Origin of the sequence: Prevotella sp. P4-51, assembly GCF_002251455.1 — a bacterium.
In the GTDB taxonomy this organism is placed as follows: Bacteria; Bacteroidota; Bacteroidia; order Bacteroidales; family Bacteroidaceae; genus Prevotella.
This window is the reverse complement of record NZ_NPJM01000017.1, coordinates 76,362-96,298: the sequence shown is the minus strand read 5'-3', so window position 1 is coordinate 96,298 and position 19,937 is coordinate 76,362. Positions and strand designations below refer to the sequence as shown.

The following is a 19,937-nucleotide window of genomic DNA, read 5'->3' as shown; positions in this document are numbered from 1 at the left end:
TACAACCATGTTACAGACCATCAAGAAAATTATCCCCAACACACTGACATCCTGCAATCTCATTGCAGGATGTATTGCTACATTCCATGCCTTCACAGGCAATGTAGACATCGCACTCCTATGGATTGTCATAGGCGCAGCCTTCGACTTCTTCGACGGCATGAGCGCCCGACTGCTCCACGTGTCATCACCCATAGGCAAGGAGCTCGACTCGCTGGCCGACGACATCACCTTCGGACTGGCACCCGCAGCCATCGTGGGCTTCGAGCTCACCATGGTACACTACCCCGCCTTCCTCATGCCCGTGAGCGATTACATCCCCTTCGCAGCCTTTGTCATGGCAGCCTTCTCAGCACTGCGACTGGCCAAGTTCAATCTCGACGAGCGCCAGTCCATGGGCTTCATCGGACTGCCCACCCCCGCCAACGCCCTCTTCTGGGGCTCGTTCATCCTCGGATGGCGCGACCAGCTGGAGAGCTCGCCCTGGGCACTCCCCCTACTGCTGGTGCTGATACTGCTGAGCTGCTATCTGCTCATAGCCGAGATACCCATGTTTGCACTCAAGTTCAAGCACTGGGGATGGGCCGAAAACCAGTTGAAGTACATCTTCATCCTCTGTTGCATCCCCATCCTGCTCGTGTGTGGAGTAGCTGGCATATCGCTCATCATCGTGTGGTACATACTGGTCTCGGTGTTCAAGAATTTCACTGACAAACTCAAGCAGCAATGATACTCTTCAAGCTCATAGCCTTCATCTTCATCGTAGGCATCATAGCCATCATCGTGATGGGCGTAGGTCTGTGGGTACGCGTAAGAAGCGCCATAGACCAGCTACGTGGCGGCAACGCCCAGCGCACCAACCGCAAGACCGACAACGGCAGAGGCGACGGCGTGATAGACCAGCGCACACCGGAGCAGTCAAACCAGAAGATATTCGGCAGCGACGAAGGCGAATATGTAGACTATGTGGACGAAGACGACGACAAGGCCCAATAGCCACACCGCCAAAGACAAGCCGACAGCAGCCCACATACCGCCCCACCAATAAGCCAAACGAGCACGACCCAAAAGGCCGTGCTCGTTTGGCGTTATGTAGATGATGGCGGAGGCGGAGGTGGCGACAAGGAGAATAAAGATATGACCGCTGGCTGTATGTAGCTGTCTGCAAATACTACCCCCAATGCCATTAGCACTTATGACAAACGGCGAAACCACCCATGTTGACAAATAGTGACGGCTCTGTATTGGAGTGCATCTTAATTCTGCTCTCAGCCAACTGGCAGTACTCTTTACAGATATCGATACCTATGTATTTCCTACCAGAGTCTTTGGCAGCCACACAGGTTGTACCACTACCACACATAGGGTCAAGAACGACATCACCCTCATTAGACCAACTTCTTATATGGTCTAAAGCGAGGTCATAAGGGAAGGGAGCCGGGTGCTTCTTGGCCTCTTGGTCTACAGCCTTTTTACCAACAACATATTCCCAGATATTACCCTTAAGTTTTTCGGCCTTTACAGGATTGGCCAATTTAGTTCGACTTTGTTCACCCTTGGAATAGTTTTTATAGGTTGTGCCCTTTAGCTCTAATCCCGCATGGAGGCAGGGGACCTTAATAGGATTGTGGGTAGCCACATTGCCTTTTGAGAAAACAAACATATACTCAAACACGTTGGTATATCTCTTCCTGTATATTTGGGGTACGGGATTGGTTTTCTGGAATATCATCGTATCGTGCAACTTGAAACCTTTTGCAACGAAGGTTAGTGCCTGTCTGAAACTGGTACAGGTCTCGCTACCATTGACAGTAGCGTCGGAAACGACCCAGACAACCACACCGCCTTCCTTGATAATCCTATACAATTGGGCAACGATATCCTCGAAAGGGAAGGTATAGCCTTTATATGTTCTCAGATTGTCGTATGGAGGTGAAGTTACGACCAAATCAATGGAGTTGTCAGGTAACTGCTTCATCACTTCCACGCAATTACCATTGATTATCTTATCAATATAGTCCGTTATCATTTTTGTATTTGCTCAATAAATTGCTTAATCGTTGAGATTTTGTTATCCAGTTTCAGGCATTTAAGGAGCTCGTTGATAGCATCCTCTCTACTCAACTGCTTTACGCGTTGCTGCTCACTCTCGTAATAACCAATTTCGGCATTGCCGCGTTCTACGAGTATCTTGACGATTTCCTTAAGATAATCGTCAAACCTACTTTGCGGCATATTGATAATATCGGCGATATTCACGTTCTGCTGCTGCAAGAAGTTGGCTTTGGCATTGACCACTGTTGTCGCATTGGCTATTATCGCACTTTGGTTGAACAATTCTCTAAGATTGCAGGAAGGGCTTTCTGTTACACCCTCCTTTAGCAACATATAAAGGTATTCCCAGCTGAACAAAGAGACATTGTGGTCGAGAGCTTCCTTATAAATCGTACTTACGCTTTTGGGATATTGGTAGTAAGGGCAAACCAAAACAGAGTAATCGCAATCACCCTTCCACTGAGCCATAGAAACTACCTTGAAGTCCTTGGCATTTTTGGCGGTCCTGCTGAGCCTGAAGGTTTTAGCATCACCAACCAGGCTATAGCCATGATAACGACTTTGCGCTATAATATCAGCACTGTCACTCCGTTGCGTCAATACAGCGACCTCGAGATTCATCTCACTGAGCGACTTGGCCAAAAGGATGTCAGACACTTTGGTATATAACTACTCCTCTGTTGAGTCGTGCTTTATATCCTCTGGTATGATGCCGATTTCTACTACAAGCGGCAATATGTCGGCCCTGTCAAGACCGAATATTGTGGTCTGGAGTCGACTGCTGGCTACCTGAAAGTCCAGGTCAATACTGTTCTTTATCGCTGACCTTAATTCTGCAAAGTTCATAATTCACCATCATTAAATCATCTACAAAGATACAGTATTAAAAGCATAATTCCAGATTTTTGAGCTGGTTTTTTGGATATTTATGACAAGAGCCTGTCCTAATATTGATTTCAGTTGTAAATAAGAAAGGAGGTTAAAGTAGTTTTCTACATATAGATGAAACTCCATAACATTGGACCATGAGTAATTTCATTGGACCTTATCCCACGCAGACGCCGTCTGTCGCCGCCGAGATGCACGTTGGCAGCTCGTATCAATTGACACGTGGGCTCGTGACATACGATACGGAAGCACGTGGCAATAGGTACGAGGGCTCGTTCCTTCCGTTACGAGTCGACGACGGGCTGCTGCAGGGGGACAAAAGCAATGGCGGAGAGGGGAAACGCAATCTCCCTTTCTGCAGCGACCGCCAGGGGCAGAAGGGGGGAATGGATAATGGTGAGGGGGTTAATGCATGTACTGATGGGCGGGGCACAGGCCATAGACGAAGGGCTTGCCTTTATGCGCCTGGTAATCGCACATGATGCAAGTGGGGGCGATGCAGTGTGGGGCTTTGTAGTAGCCATGGCCAAACTCGTGGACTATGACGGCAAGGAAGTTGTCGCCCTTGGCACGATAGTCTGACACGATGGTCTTGAAGTGGCCACGGGTGGTAAGGCCCATAATGCCGTAGTTCTTGGTGTTGTGGATGTTGAAGGAGATGTCTTTGTGGGTGAGTCCTATAACAAAAGCGTCGGGACCGGCAACGGTGAGGTCGCAAAGCAAGGCACTGGCGAGATAGCGCTGGCGTGGCTTGTAATAGGCGTGGGGCGGCTGGGGGCGGCTGGGCAGCACCTCGACATGCGACCAGTCGCCGCGATAGACTCTGCCAAGTGCCTGGGTGATGGAGGCTCGCAGCGCCTCTGCCTCGCGTTGAGGAAAATCTTCATAGGGCTGCAGGTAGATGGTAAAGGGCTTTTTGTCGGCAGGGAGCGCTGGCTCGGAGGCCGACCGGCGCCCGGTGCACGCTGCGCAGCACAGGGCGAGGATGACAAGAAAGAGGTAACGTCTCATAGGAAGCCAAATAAATAGTGGCGTCAGCCCGTGCAACTGTAACGAAGCGGGTGCCGGTCAACGCTTGGCCTTAAAGAAATCTTGCATCAGCTGCCGACACTCGTCTTCCATCACTCCGGCGGTGACGCGGGTCTTGGGATGGAAGGCATGGGGAGCATAGAGGGCATAGCCGCGCTTGGCATCGGGGGCGCCATAGACGACTCGGTCTATCTGGGACCAGCCGAGGGCTCCAGCGCACATCACGCAAGGTTCGACGGTGACATAGAGGGTGCAGCCCTTGAGATATTTTCCACCGAGAAGGTTGGCGGCAGAGGTGATGGCCTGCATCTCAGCATGGGCGGTGACATCGTTGAGGGCTTCGGTGAGGTTGGAGGCGCGGGCGATGATGCGGTCGCCACACACGATGACGGCTCCGATGGGTATCTCGTCGGCATCGAGGGCTATGCGGGCCTGCTCGAGGGCCTTTGACATATAGAAGAGGTCTTTCTTCTGCTGTTCTTCTGCACTCATTGGGGATAGGAATGGGATAAAGGGGATAAGGAAACGGGTAAAAAAGAGAGCGGGAATAGTGTGAACTTATTCCCGCTCTGCTATTATGGTTGAATGGTTGTCTTACTCCTTGATACCGAGAGCGGCCTTGGCGGCAGCGTTCTCCGGGTCGAGCTCGAGCACCTTGTGCCAGTATTCGGCTGCCTTGTCGTTCTCTTTGGCGAGAGTGTAATAGTAGCCAAGGTATCTGTAAGCCTCGAGGAGGTTGGCCTTGTCGTGGTCATCCATGGTCTCGTGACCCTTGATAATCTCTACGAGCTTCTCGTAGTGGGGCTTGGCAGCACCGGTCTTGGTCTCGGGGTCGAGCTGGAAGCCGATGTGGGCACGCTGGAGAGTAGCGTAGTCAGCAAAGGTGGGGAACTGCTCGGCAATGGTAGCATATACCTTGTCGGCCTCGAGCAGATACTTCTCCATTTCGGCTCCCTCTACCTTGGCAGCCTGGTTCTTGTAGAGAGCAGCGAGCTGACCATACATAGAAGCGGTGCGCTTGGGAGAGATTTCAATGTACTTGTTGAAGTTTTCAACAGCCTTGTCGATGTCGCCCTTCTGGCCATAAACCTCGGCGAGGTCTCTGTAAACAGAAATCTGCAGGTCCTTGTCCTCGGGAGCCACCTCGGCAGCCTTGATGTACTGCTCGATAGCGCTGTCAAACTCGTTGTTGCCCTTAAGCGCAGAAGCGTAATAGAGGTGGTCGTTGCCAGAAATCTTGGCACCCTCGCAAGCGAAGAGGGCCTTGCCGGCAGCCACTGCCTCGGGGAATTTCTTCAACTCGGTGTTGTTGAACATGCACAGACGGTTGAGGGCAGAATTGGAAGGGAATTTGCCAGCACCCATCTGGGCTATCTCAAGACTCTTCTCGTACTTGCCAAGCAGGAAGCAGTCGGTGGCATAGGCTGCCAGCTGATAGTCTTCCATCTGGCTGCGGTCAACCTTGTCATAATACTCGACAGCTTTCTCGAGGCGACCAGCCTTGTCGAAAATCTCGGCAGAGATGATGTCAACGGGATAGTCGGGGCGAACCTTGCGGAGTTCCTCGAGTTTCATCACAGCCATAGTGGGGTTGGCCTTGCTGTTGACCTGGGCATAACGACGGTAGCCCTCAATGTTCTGGGGGTCCATCATAGTGGCCTGCTCAAACCAAGCGGATGCGCTACCACCATTGTCCTTGGCAACTTCGATATCGCCCATGAGCACGTAGCCAGGACCATACTTGCTGTTGACCTTCAAGGCATTCTCGGCCAAAGCCACGGCATTGGCGGTATCCTTGACATCAAGATAAGCGCGGCCGAGGGCTGTCAGTGCCTCAGCGTTCTTCTTGTAGTTCTTGCGGAAAGCCTTAATCTCATCCTTGATAGCAGCAGGATTGGACTTGTTTTCCTTAACCAGTTTACTAATGTTCTCGATGTCACTCTTCATATCCTGTGACATTGCGGGAGCGCTGAAACCCATCAGCAGAGCTCCGATAAAGAAATATTTAATCGACTTCATAATTCTAAGTTTTAGGGTTACTTAATTATAGGACGTTTTACCAATTCTCAATGTTACGGCTATTTGGTTATATTAACATCACGAATGGTAATATTACCCTGAACAGGGAGCAGGCCGGACTTGAAAATGATGAGCTGACCCTTGGGGGAGTGCATGAAGTTGGCAAAGCCCCACGGCAGACCGCGCAACGGGTCGTTGAGAAGCGCATAGATGGTGCGCGAAAGGGGATAGTTGCCATTATAAATATAGTATTGATAGGGCTTCCAGCTGTTCTCGGGCGTAGCCTTGTCAAGCCGGGAAACCGACATCGTACGGATATTCTTCTTGAATGTGAGGTTGGTGGTGTCGCGCTTGTCATTGAGCCAGTTGCTGCCGATAATGCCAATGGCATTGACATTCTCTTCAACATACTTGATGACGTCGGCGGTGTTGTTGGTGGCTGCCATATTGGGGTTGGTAATGGGCTTGCCGCCAAGGATACTGTCTTCCACAAAGTGGACGGTACTGGATTTCTTATTGTCAAAGACTATGAGCACCTCGCCTTTGTCTGACTTGGGATTGAGTTGCTTCCACTGGGTAATCTTACCCGACATGATGGCAGCAAAATCCTTGACAGATATACAGGTGTCATTGTTGGCCTTGTTGACAATAAGCGCCAAGCCATCGTAAGCGATAGGTATGGCACGGGGATTGAAACTCTTGTCACGCAAGCTCTGACGCTCCATATCCCTATAATCGCGGGCTGTCACGGCAAGACAAATCTTTCCTTGCAGCAACATCGTGATAGCGTCTGACTCGTTGGTGTAGATAGGCTTGAGCGTAGCCTGGGGGTAAGTGAATTGGAAGAGCTCAACTTCCTCATCAATAATGGGGCTAAAACTTTCGTCAGAGGCGAAACTGGCCACCCCTGACGAATATGTATCTGTTCGTCCGCTTTTGTTTTTCTTACCGGAGCAAGAAAGACAAAAGCAGGCGAAAAGTGTTAATCCTACAATACTGTAGAATACGGTCTTCTTCATTATTCAAACGTTTACTATTGCAATCTGAACAATACAGGAACGCGGTAGTTCACACGAACGGTAATACCATTCTGCTTACCAGGAGTCCAACGTGGCATTGACTTAACCACGCGTACGGCTTCCTTGTCGAGTGATGGGTCTACACCTCTCAAAACGTGTACGTCTGAGATAGAACCATCCTTCTCAACCACGAACTGTACAGTTACACGGCCCTGAACACCATTCTCCTGGGCTACAACGGGATACTTAGTATTCTCAGAGAGATACTTCATAAGCGCCGCAGGACCACCGGGGAACAAAGGCTGCTGCTCTACGATATCGAATACCTTGTTTTCCTCCTCATGCTTAGGTGGCTCGGGCTCGGCAATAACTTCCTTGGCCTTGAGAATCTCACCATTGGCATCATCGTTACCCTTTACATCAAAGGTACCGATGGCGGTCTTGGTACTCATCAATTCGTCCTGAGTCTTAAGCTCTTCATCGGGCTTCACCTCTTCATCCTTCTTGATGACAGGAGCGGTAAACTTGATAGAGCTCTTTACGCGCTCTACAACACGCTCGGGTTCAACCTCGACTTTCTTCTGCTTAACCTCAGCCTTCTTCTTGGGCTGGTCATAGTTAGTAAGCTCAGCCACCTGGGTCATTGCGACCTTGGCACGCTGCTCGTCTACAAAATTCTTGACTGTGAGAATGATAAAGGCAACAATCAACAGTATTACAACTGCAACCATAGCGAGGATGTTACGCTTGGTAGTGCTCTTACGGAGTCTATAGGCACCGTAGGCCTTATTGCGCCCTTCAAATACCAAATCAACCCAGTCTGAAGAAATCAAATCAATTTTTGACATAGTCTTCTTAATTTTAATAATTCAACAATAACGACTACTTAACGCCTGCCTTATCAAGCAGCTTTTGGTCGTCTGGGTTAACTTTATCAATCACATACTTACCGATGCTGCACAACTGCATTTCATCGAGAGCATCTATCAAGTTCTTGTAGCTGGCCTTGTCAGTAGCCTTGATGATGATGGTCATGGTCGAAATCTTCTGGCCATTACCGAGGTCACCGGCCTTAATCTTAGACAGCTCGCTGTTGTAGAGCGTGTCGGGGAAGTTGGGCTCGTTGAGCTTCTTTTCATCAAGTTTAGCCTTGGCCAACATCACTTGCTGTACAGGCTGAGTGCCATCTTCAGTAACGTGGGTAATGAGCACCTTACGAATACCGTCCTTACCCCAAGTTGTCTTCTTCAGGCAGGTAGGGTCATCGTATTTGGGCAAACCTGCGATGTAGTAAATCTGGTCATCGGCACCTACATATATTGTAATGGTGTAAGAAGCCTTGGTCACAGACTTGTCTTCATCTTTCGTGTTCTTGTCATTACTTGGCATACTCAATTCCATAGTCTGAGGTTTGGCCAAAGACGTACAGAGCATAAAGAACGTGATAAGAAGCATCATCATATCCACCATAGGCGTAAAGTCTACGCGGACATTCATTTTCTTTTGTTTACTTGCTTTCTGCTTTGCCATTCTTTAGTCCTCCTCTTTCTTTAAAGAAGTGATAAGATAATAGCGGTTCTGGTTCATATCCTGAAGCTCAGACATTACAGTCTTCACTGTCTTGTAAGGAGTGTCAGAGTCTGCCTTGATGGCAATCTTCATATCCTCATTGACTAAGACAGCTTCAGCAACCCACAACTGGAACTCGCTCATACCCTTCTTGCCATCGCCATTGTCGATACTGTCGGTAGGAATACCTTCTTTCTGTATGGCGTCAGTCATCTGGTCTTCGGGAAGACTCAGATATGCGGGCAATTTTTCTACGCTCACACCAAGCATTGAATGCTTCTTGAGAGCTTCACGCTGTGCTCCATTCAAAGTCACACCAAATCGGCTGGTCATGGCATCAACAACACTAACGAGGTCGTTGGCATTTTCGATGCTCATGAATACCTTGCCATCCTTGGCTACACTGATGGTCAGCACGTCCTTCTCGGGCACTTTGATCTCCGAAACCGATCCAGGGGTGTTCACCTTTACTGGTTCATTCTTCACGAATGTTGATGTCAACATGAAGAATGTCAGCAGGAGCACCATGACATCGGACATAGGAGTCATGTCGATCCAGACATCTTTCTTCTCAATTTTTACTTTACCCATAGCGATAAATTTTTAAAGGGTTAGCAAAAATTAAGCTTCTTCTCCGTGGTTGGCTTCGTATGTCTGAGCAATAGTGTAACCAACTTCATCAAGAGCGTAAGTCAGCTTATCGATCTTGTTTGTGAAGAAGTTGTAGATAACAACGGCGAACCAAGATGTCAAGATACCAGATGCGGTATTAACCAAGGCCTCAGAAATACCAGTAGAAAGTGCCTGTGAGTCAGCACCACCACCTGCTGCCAGAGCGGCGAATGAACGGATCATACCAACAACGGTACCGAACAGAGCGGTAAGAGTACCGAGAGTAACGATAGTTGCTACGATGGGGAGGTTCATCTGGAGAGTAGGCATCTCAAGCTGAGTTGCTTCCTCGTGAGCCTGCTGAATCTTAGCGATCTTCTGGCTCTTCTTAACGCCAGTAGTCTTCTCCATCTCCTCATAAGTATTCAGAGAAGCGTTAACTACGTTAGCTACAGTACCCTGCATCTTGTCGCAGAGCTGGTGAGCCTTAGCGAAATCGCCAGCCTTGATAGCTACCTTAACCTCAGCAGTGAACTTAGCGAGAGACATCTTACCGAAAGCAGAGCGGAGGGCGAAGAAACGCTCAACACCGAGTGCGATAACGGTGAACAACAGAGTGAAGATTACAGGTACTACGATACCACCTTTGTAGATTGTACCGAGCAGGTTAGCGGGCTCACCGCTGTTGTCTCCACCGTGGAAGTTAGCTCCGTTACCGAGGAATCCCTCGTAGAAAGCTACGGCCAGACCGAAGCAAACAACGATGATCCAAATTGCATCTCTAACTCCCTGAAAGCCCTTCTTGGGGGCTGCTTTTTTTGTAGTTGCCATAATGTTACAATTAATTTTTGGTTATTAATAAAATGTTATAAGTTAATCTATTTCTTCTTGTTTTCTTTCCCTTGTTTTGCACAATTGAACTGATTGTATCTTTTGACAAGCAAAGATAGCAAATTAATATATATCCGCCACTTAATTAAGAAGTTTTAACAAGATATTTGTGACTTTTTTAGATGGCGTATATCATTTGAGTTTGCCAAGCGCAGCCTTAATGCGTCCCATGGCCGTGCGAATATTTTCATCGCTGGTGGCGTAACTCATTCTGAAGCAATCGGAATCACCGAAAGCATCGCCACCGACAGTAGCTACATGGGCTTCTTCGAGCAGATACATGGCCAGGTCGGTAGAACTGTTGATGACGCGCGTGCCGTCGCTCTTTCCGAAGAAGCTGCTGCACTTGGGGAAGAGGTAGAAAGCGCCTTGTGGACAGTTGACCTCGAGGCCGGGGATATCTTTGGCCAGGTCGACGATAAGGTTGCGACGACGCTCAAACGCCTTCCGCATTTCCTCCACGCAACTCTGAGGCGAATCATAGGCAGCTTCAGCCGCTTTCTGGCTTACCGAACATGGGCCGCTGGTGTATTGGCCCTGCAACTTGTTGCATCCCTTGACGATCCATTCAGGGGCAGCGATGTAACCGATACGCCAGCCGGTCATGGCATAGGCTTTGGACACACCGTTGACGATGATGCACCGCTCCTGCATGCCTTCAAACTGAGCAATGCTCTCATGATGTCCGGTATAGTTGATATGCTCGTAGATTTCATCAGCCAGAACATAGACGCCGTCGTGGCGCAGTATCACTTCTGCCAATTCCCGCAGTTCTTCACGCGAATAGACGCTTCCTGTAGGATTGCTTGGCGAGCAGAGTATGAGCAGGCGGGTCTTGGGAGTGATGGCCTGCTCGAGTTGCTGGGCAGTCATTTTGAAGTCCTGTTCAAATCCAGTGTTCACGATGACCGGTTCGCCGTCGGCCATCTTGACCATCTGCGGATAACTTACCCAGTAGGGAGCCGGGATGATGACCTCGTCTCCCTTGTTGACGAGCGCCATGACCGTATTGCACACACCCTGCTTGGCGCCGTTTGACACCGATATCTGGGCAGGCGTGTAGTCAAGTCCGTTCTCGCGCTTGAGCTTTCGCACAATGGCTTCCCTGAGCGAGGCATAGCCCGCCACAGGCGAATAGCGCGAATAGTTGTCATCGATAGCCTTCTTGGCAGCTTCCTTGATGTGGTCGGGAGTGTTAAAGTCTGGTTCTCCGACACTGAGATTGATGACATCAATGCCTTGGGCCTTCATCTCGCTACTTTTCTGCGACATCGCCAGCGTAGCCGATGGAGCCAGGCGATTGATACAATCTGACAAATTAATCATAATATACTTTTTAACGTTCTTATATAGGCTGTTCTATATTATTGCAAACAACCCGGCCGCGGCCTACCCTCTCCCATCTACGGTGATTTAACCTATATTATTTGAGATGCAGGGTGTGACCCATGCGGTCGCGCTTGGTCTTGAGATAACGCTCGTTGTAAATATTGGGGGTAATCTCGATGGGCACATTCTCCACAATTTCGAGTCCGTAGGCCTCCAGACCCACACGCTTCACGGGATTGTTGGTGAGCAGACGCATCTTGTGGACATTGAGATGACGCAGCATCTGCGCGCCACAACCATAGTCGCGCTCGTCGGGCTTGAAGCCGAGATGCACATTGGCATCCACCGTGTCATAGCCCTCCTCCTGCAGTTTGTAGGCAGCTATCTTGTTCATCAGTCCGATACCGCGACCTTCCTGCTGCATGTAGATGAGCACGCCTTTACCTTCACGGTCTATCATCTGCATGGCCTTGTGCAGCTGTTCGCCGCAGTCGCAGCGCTTGCTGCCCAGGATGTCGCCGGTGGCGCACGATGAGTGCACTCTCACCAGTATGGGCTCGTCCGGACGCCACTCTCCCTTGACGAGAGCCATGTGTTCCAGACCGTTACTCTGCTGACGGAAGGGGATGAGTTTGAAGTCGCCATACTCGGTAGGCATCTCCACCTCGTCGCCCACCTCGATAATCGACTCCTTGGTGAGTCTGTAGGCGATAAGGTCCTTGATAGACACGATGCGCATGCCCCACTCTTCTGCCATCTTGCACAACTCGGGCATGCGAGCCATCGTTCCGTCTTCGTTCATGATTTCCATGAGTGCGCCGGCAGGATAGAGACCTGCCAGTTTGCACAAATCGATGGCCGCTTCGGTATGGCCACTACGGCGCAGCACGCCGTTGTCCTGGGCGTAGAGGGGATTGATATGGCCGGGACGGCCAAAGGTCTGCGGAGTCGATGCGGGGTCAGCCAGAGCCTGTATGGTGGCGGCTCGGTCATGTGCCGACACGCCTGTGCTACAGCCCTCCAGCTTGTCTATCGTTACCGTAAACGGCGTGCCAAGCATCGAGGTATTGTCAGAGACCTGATGGGGCAGGTCCAGTTCTTCACAACGGCTGATGGTGATGGGGGCACAAAGCACGCCGCGGGCATGCTTGAGCATGAAATTCACCTTCTCGGGTGTTATCTTTTCGGCGGCGATAATCAGGTCGCCTTCATTCTCGCGGTCTTCATCGTCGACCACAATCACAAATTTACCTTCGGCAAAGTCCTTGACGGCTGCCTCTATATTATCTATGTTGAAATCAGTCATAATCTTGGTTCTTGTCTGAGTGCTTACACCTTATTATATATATTATACTATCTTCTCTATTCTCGATATGATGTTGGCATTGGCCTGCTGGATGTCGCGCAGATCATTGAACAGACGGATGCGGAACTGCCACATGCGAATGTACAGAAACAGGCCCAGGGGCAGACACAGCGCAGCCAGAATGTTGAGCCATCGGCGCTCGAAGGGGCGCGTATGGGCCTTGGTGGCGATGTAGGGATAGAAGTTCATCTCGTTGATGATTACCACATCGCGCGTGTTGGACAGGTCTTCGATTACCTCTTCCAGACGGGCATTGATTTTCTCTATGGCGTGGTCGGGCGAGTATTTGAAGAACACCTTTATCACGTTGGGCGCCGAGCGCAGACGGTGACGACGCGAGTATTCCAGTATCTCCCGGCTTATCTGCGCCAGTTTCTCGGCATCGCCGCGATAGTCGGGCTCGTCTACGACAACCTCCTTCATGGGCACATGGCGCTTCAGACGCAGACCCAGCAGGCGCATGGCCAGACTGCGCCACAGGTCGAGGTTGAACACCATCGAGTCGTGCGAAGCCTTGTAGGTGACAAATGCCGCCGTGGGGATGAGCACCACCGGCGCAAGTGCCGTGCCATACCATATTGACCATATTCCCGAACGTGCCATCTTATATCCCGTGCTGTCCAGGATGTAGTAGATGATATACACAAACACCGACACGATGATGGGGATACCCAGACCACCCTTGCGGATGATGGTGCCGAGCGGCGCACCGATGAAGAAGAATATCAGACACGACAGGGCGAGGGCAAACTTCTTGATAGACTCGAGCTTGTGCTCGCGTATCAGTCGGTCACCGTCATTGGTTATCAGTTTCTTGAAGTCCAAGTCCACCTTGGCGCTCTGCACATCAGAGAGAGCGCTGTTCACCATATTCTTGCGAGCGTCGGGCGAGAGTTTGGCACACACGGAGTCAAAGTCCACCGACTGGCTCTTGATAATCTTTGCCACAGCCAGCCGCTGGTGGGGTGTGATGCTGTCCTGGCGGTAGTAGGTCATGCGGGCATAGTCCATATAGTCGGCGCCCACACTGTCGTAGTGCAGCGTGAGCGAGTCCTTGCCGCGCTGAAGCTCGGCCAGACTCTTGCCCTTGGCATTGTTGGACAGACTGGAGGCATCCATCAGACTGAAGTCGCCGTCAAAGTCGAGCACGATGCGCTTGGCGGTAAACGTCTCGCGGCGGTAAGGCACCGAGGCGGCATCGCCGAAGCTCTGGGTCTGCATATTCTCAAACCACTCACCGCTCCATAGCGTGAGCAGCAGGTGTTTCTTCTCTGCCGTTGACTGCAGCATACCCGAGTCGGCCAGGATGATGGCATGGTCTTCATAGCTGGCCGTCATGCGGTAAATCATGATGCCATAGAGCTTACCGGTCTTCATGTCCTTCTTCTGCACATAGAGGTTGCAGTTGGGGATGCCGCTATAGAAGATGCCTTCGGGTATCTCCAGTTCAGGGCTCTTCTGCTTTACCGAGATAAACAGCTGGGCCATCTTCTGGTTGGCTATAGGGCCTATTTGGTTCTGGAATATGAAGCTCACGCCGGTGGTGACCACTGCAAAGACGATGAGCGACCTGAAGGTCTGCATCAGCGAGATTCCCGCAGCCTTGATGGCCGTGAGCTCACTGCTCTCGCCCAAGTTGCCAAAAGTGATAAGCGAAGAAAGCAACAGTGCCAGCGGAAGCGCCTGGGGTACGAACATCAGGCCCATATACCAGAACAGCTGACCCATAATGTCGAGAGTCAGACCCTTGCCTATCAGTTCGTCTACAAACTTCCACAGAAACTGCATCATCAGAACAAAGAGGCTGATGCAGAACGTACCGCAGAAGAGCAGGCTGAATTGCCTGAGGATGAATATATCTAATTTCTTTATTCGCAGCATAATGTACGTGGTGACTATATACGCGTGTACATAATTTTGAGTGCAAAGTTAGCATAAATTATTCATATTCTCCTTATTTTTTCACTTTTTATTACTGCCGCCGCCGCTTTTGCGTCCATCCGAGGAGGCGCCGGAAGGCGTCGCAACAAAAAAAACATAGGAAAAGAGACAAAAAGTGTCCGAAAATTTTGCAAGCACGAAAATTTTCACTACCTTTGCACCCGCAATCGCACAAATGGCGGGATAGCTCAGCTGGTTAGAGCGTCGGATTCATAATCCGGAGGTCGTGGGTTCGGGTCCCACCCCCGCTACTGCAAAAGGAGTTACGAAGACTATCGTAACTCCTTTTGCTTTATGTGGGAAAACGATGGAAATTAATAAGATTTTCAGGATTTCCCTTGCTAATCCCAACGAATATCCTTATTTTTGCACAAAAGACTGGATATGAATTCAGAAACATTGGACTTTGTAATATTCTGCGTCTCAAGCGTAGCGGAGAGGATGAAGATGAGCGCACGCGATGTTTATCGCAAGATGAGCGAATCGGGGATTATCAGCAATTACATAATCCCATGTTATGACGTGCTCCACACGTTCTCGAAGCAGTATATCACCGACGATCTCATATCCGTGATGAAGGAGAAAGGGGTTGTCGCATGATTACGTTGTACCATTCCTCCCGGGTAGTTGTCGATAAGCCCGACATCCTTCACTCCCGTGAGAGCCTTGACTTCGGAAAAGGCTTTTACCTTACTCGCTTACGGTCTCAGGCTGACAAATACGCCGAGAGATTCATAAGACTCTATAATTCTGCCGTTCTCAACATTTATCATTTTGACGAGAACCTGGAAGGCTTTACATCCCATGTCTTTGAAAAGTATGACGGCGACTGGATTGATTACATTGTTGCATGCCGGAGGCTTCAAGGCCATACACTGTATGACATAATCGAAGGTGGTATAGCCGACGATAAGGTTTACAACACCGTTGACCTGTACATGCAGGGTATATATACCAAAGAGCAGGCTCTTGACATGCTGATTTACAAGAAACCGAACAACCAAATATGCATTACGAGCCAAGAACTTCTTGACAGAAACCTGCATTATGTCAAATCTATAATACTATAATGTTATGGAAACAAACAAGACTATCCTCCAGATGAAATATGGACGCATCGTCAAGGCATTCGCCAAGGAAGCTGGAATTTCCCTTGACGAGGCTCTTGACAAGTTCTACAACTCAAATACCTTTATCCTTATGGATGAGGGCATCGCCGATATGCAGGCCATGAGCGACATCTACCTCACCGATGAACTTCTCATAGAATACGGCTACAAGAAACAGCCCGGAACGGAAAAGACTGTGGCGTAAATACATTTCCATAGGCTACACCTTAAACGCAGTTGACTTTGCCCAAATTGGGGCGAAACACTCTCCCAACAAGTTGTTGGACAATTCTATTTTGATTTGTGTCACAGATTGTGGAACTATTGAAATTTGATGAGAATATAAAACGGGAGAAGGAGACCACATCTCCCTCTCCCTAAATCTTACAAACATATTGCCTCAAAGATTTAATCCAAGACAAAGGCAATGCCTCCATCCATCATCTTGTCAACCTTATATCAACCGCCTAAACCATTTAGGATTACCAGTTTGACGTCTGGATTTACTTCAACCCTGCCGGCAACACCGTGAGCGACGAGTATTTTCGCACGGAGAACATCAGACTGTGGCGGACGCAGACCCGTACGACCGTTTCCGACCGCGAGATAGAGGACTATATCTACATCTACTCCGCTGACGGACTCAAAACGCACAAGTCATCCTGCTTCAAGGATATGGGAGACGACGCCTACCAGTTCCTCCTTTTCGCAAAGCTGTGTGAGAAGGCGCACGACGAGATGAACGATCCGTGACACTACCCTACTAAGAACGACCAACAAGTAAAGGCCCTGCAGAAGATTTCTGACCAGGGTTGCCCCCTTGCGAAACCACACGCGTAGATAACCACAACGCTGCCAACGCGAACCGCAATATCGCCCACACTCAACGAGACACCAAAGAGTCTCATGCTCACGCCATTCAGCAGCGCGGAGATGACTGTTGCCGACGCGTATCGGCCGATACGGAAGCACGTGCCGTCCGATACGGATGCACGTACCGTCCGATGCGGATGCGCGTATCGTCCGATACGAACCAACAATGATGGTCCCGGCGTTGCCAGTGATGTCTGACGCTCCACCAATGGCAACTCCGACAGCATTGGCGCGGGAAAGAGGCTCTGCCGAGGATGACACCACAACTATAGAGCCTTTCCCTATCATCCTCAAGGGGAAAAAGATATTGCCCGTCAGACAATGCTCGTGCGGAAAGTATACCAAAAGCCCCCCGATGGGCTCGGAGGGCAATATATCCTTCAGTTGCAGGCGCAGCCTTATTTAAGGACGCTGTCAGGCGATATGCCAGATTTCTTGCAAATACGAATAACCCCTTCTCTGAAACGAGACTCCGCCTCTTCTTTTGTTATGTTTAGCTCCTTCTTCAACTCCATTATTTCCTTTTTGAGCTTTTCTACTTCTATGTTGAATTGTTCGGTCAGTCTATTGGCAGTCTCTTCGTCATGCTTGTTTAACAATTCTTTATGGACTTTGTCTTTATATCTTGACGTAAGCCATATTGACAATAACATAGTCATTGCCCAAGTAGCAATTACGCCAGCAATTTCAGCACCTTTTTTCACACATTCTTTAGACACCACCTCTGCACATTTGGCAGCGGGTTCCATTATCTTTTCAATCATTGTTTTGTAGTTTTATGTAGTCAATACTTTTAGACAGCAAATACTCATGCTTTATCTGCACAATCGGATATTTCCAAAGATTCCAATAATTCTTGCAGAAAATAATCATAGACGAAAAAGGCCCTCCACTCGTGATGAGGGAGGGCCTTGGTGTGGGTGTATGGGGTTACTTGACGAGCACCACCAGATACTTGCTGGTAGACCAGAAGAGTTGTGGATTGGTAATGCGCAGCACATACTGCTTGTTGACATCGGGGGTGAGGGTGTAGCTGCCCGAGGGGTGCATGGTGAGGATGCGTGCCGACTTGGAGTAGAATTTGATTTCCTTGTCGATGCGGATGTCAATCTTGGCAAAGTAGTTCTTGTTGAAGTTGGACTGCAGCACCTTACCATTCTCCATGATATGCTGTTCCTTGAGTTCCTTCTTGGTGCCGAAGACAAACCATGCGGTGTTGAGCTGCTTGTCCTGGTTGCTGATGGTCTGGGCCTTCTGCTGGGCGTCGGTCTGCAGGTTCTCGACATTGTCGTTGAGGTTGTCTATCTTCTCGTCGAGTTCGGCGATGTGTATATCCTTGGCGTCGAGTTCGGCCTTGAGCCGCTGCAGCTCCTGCGCCTTGTCGTCGAGCTGCTGGGTGAGGTTGCTAATGGTCTTGCGCAGCTCGTCGCCGTTGAAGCGGCTCTCGCGCAACTGCTGCTGCAGACGCTTCATGAGCTCACGGTTGCGGGCCATGGTATTGGCAATAAACTTGATGTTCTCCTTAATCTGCGCCGTCTTGTTGGCGCCTTCGCCCTCGCGGGCTATGCTCAGTCGGTTTTCAGCCTGATTGATGGCGCTCAGTCCTTCCTGGATTTCATTGAGCGTGCTCATCATGTCATTGATTTCACTGTCGCGCTGGGCGATGATGCGCTGCAGCGAGTCGTTTTGTTCCATATTTGCCAGGTCAGGCGATGACTTCTTGCCCGTACAAGCGCCAAGCAACAGGAGTGCCAGGCATGCGAATAACTTCAATTGCTTCATAGTTTTTCCTTTTTAGATTTCTTATTATTACCAGCCACTACTATAACAAACTCTCCTCGTGGCGAATTCTCGGTGAAATGGGCGATGGCCTCGGCCAGAGTACCGCGCACGTGCTGCTCGTGGAGCTTGGATATCTCGCGCGCCACGCTCACCTGGCGGTCTTCGCCGAAGACTTCGGCAAACTGCTGGAGCGTCTTGAGCACTCGGTAGGGCGACTCGTAGAATATCATCGTGCGTGTCTCTTCGCGTAGCGACTCGAGCATTGTCTGCCGTCCTTTCTTCTGTGGCAGAAAACCTTCGAAACAGAACCTGTCGCAGGGCAGACCTGACGCCACGATGGCGGGGATGCAGGCTGTGGCGCCGGGCAGACACACTACCTCGACACCGGCGTTGGCTGCCTCGCGCGCCAGATAGAATCCGGGGTCGCTGATGCCGGGAGTGCCGGCGTCGCTCACCAATGCCACGGTCTGACCTGCCTTGAGCCGCTCGACGATGCCGGCGGTGGTGCCGTGCTCGTTGAACTTGTGATGGGCCAGCAGATGATTCTTGATGTCGAAGTGGCGGAGCAGATTGCCCGATGTGCGCGTGTCTTCGGCAAGCACTACATCGGCCTCTTTCAATATGCGTATGGCGCGGAGCGTCATATCCTCCATATTGCCCACAGGTGTCGGTATAATATATAATGTACCCATATATGGTTGCAAACTTACACAAAAATATCGGTATCGATAACCATTAGGTCAAAAAAAATAATTAGGAAAAAGGAAAAAACGTTAAAACGTGGTGATTGAGACAAAAAAGCGGCGTTTCTCTTGCTCCACTAAAAAGCTCTTCGTAATTTTGTAGCATTATGATGGAGAATATATACAGAGAAACCCATCGTCCCGGAAGAATCGAGGTGATTTGCGGTTCGATGTTCTCGGGTAAGACCGAAGAACTGATAAGGAGAATGAAGCGCGCGAAGTTTGCCAAGCAGAAGGTAGAAATCTTCAAGCCGGCGATAGACACCCGCTACTCAGACGAAGACGTGGTAAGCCATGACCATAACGCCATCCCCAGCACACCCATCGACGCCTCGGCATCGATACTGCTGCTGTCGTCAGACATCGACGTGGTGGGCATCGACGAGGCCCAATTCCTCGACGAGAGCTTGGTCGACGTGTGCAACCAGCTGGCCAACCGCGGCGTGCGCGTCATCATCGCCGGACTGGACATGGACTTCCAGGGTGTGCCCTTCGGCCCAATCCCTGCGCTGTGTGCCGTGGCCGACGAGGTGACCAAGGTGCATGCCATCTGTGTGAAGTGTGGCGCGCTGGCCTACGTGAGTCACCGACTGGTCAAGAACGACCGCCGGGTAATGCTGGGTGAGGCCCAGGAGTACGAGCCTCTCTGCCGCACCTGCTATCAGCAAGCCGTCAAGGAGGAAGGACAAAACAACCAAGAAGAATGACAAGA

Annotated in this window: 24 protein-coding genes and 1 tRNA gene; 8 read left to right on the top strand and 17 right to left on the bottom strand. The window is 50.2% G+C overall.

Annotated features, from left to right (window positions below):
- Positions 1-7 precede the first annotated feature (7 nt).
- Positions 8-730 (top strand): phosphatidylcholine/phosphatidylserine synthase, encoded by a 723-nt coding sequence (locus CIK94_RS02140; protein ID WP_094421055.1) that lies wholly within the window; start codon positions 8-10, stop codon positions 728-730.
- The gene (locus CIK94_RS02135) at positions 727-996 is read left to right on the top strand and encodes a hypothetical protein (RefSeq protein ID WP_094389152.1); all 270 of its coding nucleotides are present in this window, start codon (positions 727-729) and stop codon (positions 994-996) included. Before CIK94_RS02140 ends, CIK94_RS02135 begins: the two co-directional genes overlap by 4 nt.
- A 190-nt stretch (positions 997-1,186) precedes the next feature.
- Here the strand turns inward: CIK94_RS02135 and CIK94_RS02130 are convergent, their stop codons facing one another.
- From CIK94_RS02130 to CIK94_RS02070, 14 genes are all read right to left on the bottom strand, one after another.
- Positions 1,187-2,029, bottom strand: a complete 843-nt coding sequence (locus tag CIK94_RS02130) for a site-specific DNA-methyltransferase (protein WP_173845658.1) — start codon at positions 2,027-2,029, stop codon at positions 1,187-1,189.
- Positions 2,026-2,712 carry a HindIII family type II restriction endonuclease gene (locus CIK94_RS02125; RefSeq protein WP_256388331.1) on the bottom strand — a complete coding sequence of 229 codons (687 nt, stop codon included), beginning with the start codon at positions 2,710-2,712 and terminating at the stop codon, positions 2,026-2,028. The genes CIK94_RS02130 and CIK94_RS02125 overlap by 4 nt, the downstream gene beginning before the upstream one ends.
- A 12-nt stretch (positions 2,713-2,724) precedes the next feature.
- On the bottom strand, positions 2,725-2,901 hold the full coding sequence (locus CIK94_RS14610) for a hypothetical protein (protein ID WP_216821924.1): 177 nt from the start codon (positions 2,899-2,901) through the stop codon (positions 2,725-2,727).
- Positions 2,902-3,348: 447 nt separating this feature from the next.
- Entirely contained in the window at positions 3,349-3,954 is a 606-nt protein-coding gene (locus CIK94_RS02120; RefSeq protein ID WP_094421053.1) for a hypothetical protein, read from the bottom strand.
- 57 nt (positions 3,955-4,011) lie between these two features.
- Entirely contained in the window at positions 4,012-4,464 is a 453-nt protein-coding gene (locus tag CIK94_RS02115) for a nucleoside deaminase (protein ID WP_094421051.1), read from the bottom strand.
- A gap of 102 nt (positions 4,465-4,566) precedes the next feature.
- Entirely contained in the window at positions 4,567-5,991 is a 1,425-nt protein-coding gene (locus CIK94_RS02110; protein ID WP_094421049.1) for a lipopolysaccharide assembly protein LapB, read from the bottom strand.
- A 59-nt stretch (positions 5,992-6,050) separates the two neighbouring features.
- Positions 6,051-7,010, bottom strand: coding sequence for a PstS family phosphate ABC transporter substrate-binding protein (locus CIK94_RS02105; RefSeq protein ID WP_022309551.1), 960 nt, complete (start codon positions 7,008-7,010; stop codon positions 6,051-6,053).
- A 14-nt stretch (positions 7,011-7,024) separates the two neighbouring features.
- The gene (locus CIK94_RS02100) at positions 7,025-7,858 is read right to left on the bottom strand and encodes an energy transducer TonB (protein ID WP_094384735.1); all 834 of its coding nucleotides are present in this window, start codon (positions 7,856-7,858) and stop codon (positions 7,025-7,027) included.
- 34 nt (positions 7,859-7,892) lie between these two features.
- Positions 7,893-8,540 carry a biopolymer transporter ExbD gene (locus CIK94_RS02095; protein ID WP_094384732.1) on the bottom strand — a complete coding sequence of 216 codons (648 nt, stop codon included), beginning with the start codon at positions 8,538-8,540 and terminating at the stop codon, positions 7,893-7,895.
- A 3-nt stretch (positions 8,541-8,543) separates the two neighbouring features.
- Positions 8,544-9,170, bottom strand: coding sequence for a biopolymer transporter ExbD (locus CIK94_RS02090; RefSeq protein WP_094389157.1), 627 nt, complete (start codon positions 9,168-9,170; stop codon positions 8,544-8,546).
- Positions 9,171-9,200: 30 nt separating this feature from the next.
- Positions 9,201-10,022, bottom strand: a complete 822-nt coding sequence (locus tag CIK94_RS02085) for a MotA/TolQ/ExbB proton channel family protein (protein ID WP_022309555.1) — start codon at positions 10,020-10,022, stop codon at positions 9,201-9,203.
- A gap of 192 nt (positions 10,023-10,214) precedes the next feature.
- Entirely contained in the window at positions 10,215-11,408 is a 1,194-nt protein-coding gene (locus CIK94_RS02080) for a pyridoxal phosphate-dependent aminotransferase (protein WP_094384728.1), read from the bottom strand.
- A 97-nt stretch (positions 11,409-11,505) separates the two neighbouring features.
- Positions 11,506-12,717, bottom strand: a complete 1,212-nt coding sequence (locus CIK94_RS02075) for a bifunctional 3,4-dihydroxy-2-butanone-4-phosphate synthase/GTP cyclohydrolase II (RefSeq protein ID WP_094384725.1) — start codon at positions 12,715-12,717, stop codon at positions 11,506-11,508.
- A gap of 42 nt (positions 12,718-12,759) precedes the next feature.
- Complete coding sequence (locus CIK94_RS02070) at positions 12,760-14,658, bottom strand: LptF/LptG family permease (protein ID WP_022309558.1); 1,899 nt, start codon at positions 14,656-14,658, stop codon at positions 12,760-12,762.
- 237 nt (positions 14,659-14,895) lie between these two features.
- Here CIK94_RS02070 and CIK94_RS02065 point away from each other — a divergent pair.
- The 5 genes from CIK94_RS02065 to CIK94_RS02045 all read left to right on the top strand — a co-directional run bounded on the left by CIK94_RS02065 (position 14,896) and on the right by CIK94_RS02045 (position 16,580).
- Positions 14,896-14,969 (top strand) — tRNA-Met (locus tag CIK94_RS02065).
- A gap of 133 nt (positions 14,970-15,102) precedes the next feature.
- On the top strand, positions 15,103-15,318 hold the full coding sequence (locus CIK94_RS02060; RefSeq protein WP_022309559.1) for a DUF3791 domain-containing protein: 216 nt from the start codon (positions 15,103-15,105) through the stop codon (positions 15,316-15,318).
- Positions 15,315-15,788 (top strand): DUF3990 domain-containing protein, encoded by a 474-nt coding sequence (locus CIK94_RS02055; protein ID WP_022309560.1) that lies wholly within the window; start codon positions 15,315-15,317, stop codon positions 15,786-15,788. The genes CIK94_RS02060 and CIK94_RS02055 overlap by 4 nt, the downstream gene beginning before the upstream one ends.
- Positions 15,789-15,792: 4 nt before the next feature.
- On the top strand, positions 15,793-16,032 hold the full coding sequence (locus tag CIK94_RS02050) for a DUF3791 domain-containing protein (protein WP_094384721.1): 240 nt from the start codon (positions 15,793-15,795) through the stop codon (positions 16,030-16,032).
- A gap of 323 nt (positions 16,033-16,355) precedes the next feature.
- Positions 16,356-16,580, top strand: a complete 225-nt coding sequence (locus tag CIK94_RS02045; protein ID WP_094421047.1) for a hypothetical protein — start codon at positions 16,356-16,358, stop codon at positions 16,578-16,580.
- Between the two features lie 518 nt (positions 16,581-17,098).
- Here CIK94_RS02045 and CIK94_RS02040 read toward each other — a convergent pair.
- The 3 genes from CIK94_RS02040 to rsmI all read right to left on the bottom strand — a co-directional run bounded on the left by CIK94_RS02040 (position 17,099) and on the right by rsmI (position 19,174).
- Positions 17,099-17,464, bottom strand: a complete 366-nt coding sequence (locus tag CIK94_RS02040; RefSeq protein WP_094421045.1) for a hypothetical protein — start codon at positions 17,462-17,464, stop codon at positions 17,099-17,101.
- 166 nt (positions 17,465-17,630) lie between these two features.
- Positions 17,631-18,482: a hypothetical protein gene (locus tag CIK94_RS02035; RefSeq protein WP_094384717.1), complete on the bottom strand. Its 852-nt coding sequence runs from the start codon at positions 18,480-18,482 to the stop codon at positions 17,631-17,633.
- Entirely contained in the window at positions 18,479-19,174 is a 696-nt protein-coding gene (rsmI, locus tag CIK94_RS02030) for a 16S rRNA (cytidine(1402)-2'-O)-methyltransferase (RefSeq protein ID WP_094384715.1), read from the bottom strand. Before rsmI ends, CIK94_RS02035 begins: the two co-directional genes overlap by 4 nt.
- Before the next feature lie 158 nt (positions 19,175-19,332).
- On the opposite strand from rsmI, the gene CIK94_RS02025 reads away from it, so the two are divergent.
- Complete coding sequence (locus CIK94_RS02025) at positions 19,333-19,932, top strand: thymidine kinase (protein WP_094389161.1); 600 nt, start codon at positions 19,333-19,335, stop codon at positions 19,930-19,932.
- The last annotated feature ends 5 nt before the right edge of the window (positions 19,933-19,937 follow it).

Bases quoted from the DNA above. Each gene is read 5' to 3' on its own strand.
- CIK94_RS02050 (WP_094384721.1), top strand. From the start codon at position 15,793: ATGGAAACAAACAAGACTATCCTCCAGATGAAATATGGACGCATCGTC.
- CIK94_RS02105 (WP_022309551.1), bottom strand. From the start codon at position 7,010: ATGAAGAAGACCGTATTCTACAGTATTGTAGGATTAACACTTTTCGCC.
- CIK94_RS02095 (WP_094384732.1), bottom strand. From the start codon at position 8,540: ATGGCAAAGCAGAAAGCAAGTAAACAAAAGAAAATGAATGTCCGCGTA.
- CIK94_RS02060 (WP_022309559.1), top strand. From the start codon at position 15,103: ATGAATTCAGAAACATTGGACTTTGTAATATTCTGCGTCTCAAGCGTA.
- CIK94_RS02130 (WP_173845658.1), bottom strand. From the start codon at position 2,029: ATGATAACGGACTATATTGATAAGATAATCAATGGTAATTGCGTGGAA.
- CIK94_RS02140 (WP_094421055.1), top strand. From the start codon at position 8: ATGTTACAGACCATCAAGAAAATTATCCCCAACACACTGACATCCTGC.
- CIK94_RS02040 (WP_094421045.1), bottom strand. From the start codon at position 17,464: ATGATTGAAAAGATAATGGAACCCGCTGCCAAATGTGCAGAGGTGGTG.
- CIK94_RS02100 (WP_094384735.1), bottom strand. From the start codon at position 7,858: ATGTCAAAAATTGATTTGATTTCTTCAGACTGGGTTGATTTGGTATTT.
- rsmI (WP_094384715.1), bottom strand. From the start codon at position 19,174: ATGGGTACATTATATATTATACCGACACCTGTGGGCAATATGGAGGAT.
- CIK94_RS02035 (WP_094384717.1), bottom strand. From the start codon at position 18,482: ATGAAGCAATTGAAGTTATTCGCATGCCTGGCACTCCTGTTGCTTGGC.
- CIK94_RS02120 (WP_094421053.1), bottom strand. From the start codon at position 3,954: ATGAGACGTTACCTCTTTCTTGTCATCCTCGCCCTGTGCTGCGCAGCG.
- CIK94_RS02075 (WP_094384725.1), bottom strand. From the start codon at position 12,717: ATGACTGATTTCAACATAGATAATATAGAGGCAGCCGTCAAGGACTTT.
- CIK94_RS02115 (WP_094421051.1), bottom strand. From the start codon at position 4,464: ATGAGTGCAGAAGAACAGCAGAAGAAAGACCTCTTCTATATGTCAAAG.
- CIK94_RS14610 (WP_216821924.1), bottom strand. From the start codon at position 2,901: ATGAACTTTGCAGAATTAAGGTCAGCGATAAAGAACAGTATTGACCTG.
- CIK94_RS02135 (WP_094389152.1), top strand. From the start codon at position 727: ATGATACTCTTCAAGCTCATAGCCTTCATCTTCATCGTAGGCATCATA.
- CIK94_RS02070 (WP_022309558.1), bottom strand. From the start codon at position 14,658: ATGCTGCGAATAAAGAAATTAGATATATTCATCCTCAGGCAATTCAGC.
- CIK94_RS02085 (WP_022309555.1), bottom strand. From the start codon at position 10,022: ATGGCAACTACAAAAAAAGCAGCCCCCAAGAAGGGCTTTCAGGGAGTT.
- CIK94_RS02025 (WP_094389161.1), top strand. From the start codon at position 19,333: ATGATGGAGAATATATACAGAGAAACCCATCGTCCCGGAAGAATCGAG.
- CIK94_RS02090 (WP_094389157.1), bottom strand. From the start codon at position 9,170: ATGGGTAAAGTAAAAATTGAGAAGAAAGATGTCTGGATCGACATGACT.
- CIK94_RS02080 (WP_094384728.1), bottom strand. From the start codon at position 11,408: ATGATTAATTTGTCAGATTGTATCAATCGCCTGGCTCCATCGGCTACG.
- CIK94_RS02055 (WP_022309560.1), top strand. From the start codon at position 15,315: ATGATTACGTTGTACCATTCCTCCCGGGTAGTTGTCGATAAGCCCGAC.
- CIK94_RS02110 (WP_094421049.1), bottom strand. From the start codon at position 5,991: ATGAAGTCGATTAAATATTTCTTTATCGGAGCTCTGCTGATGGGTTTC.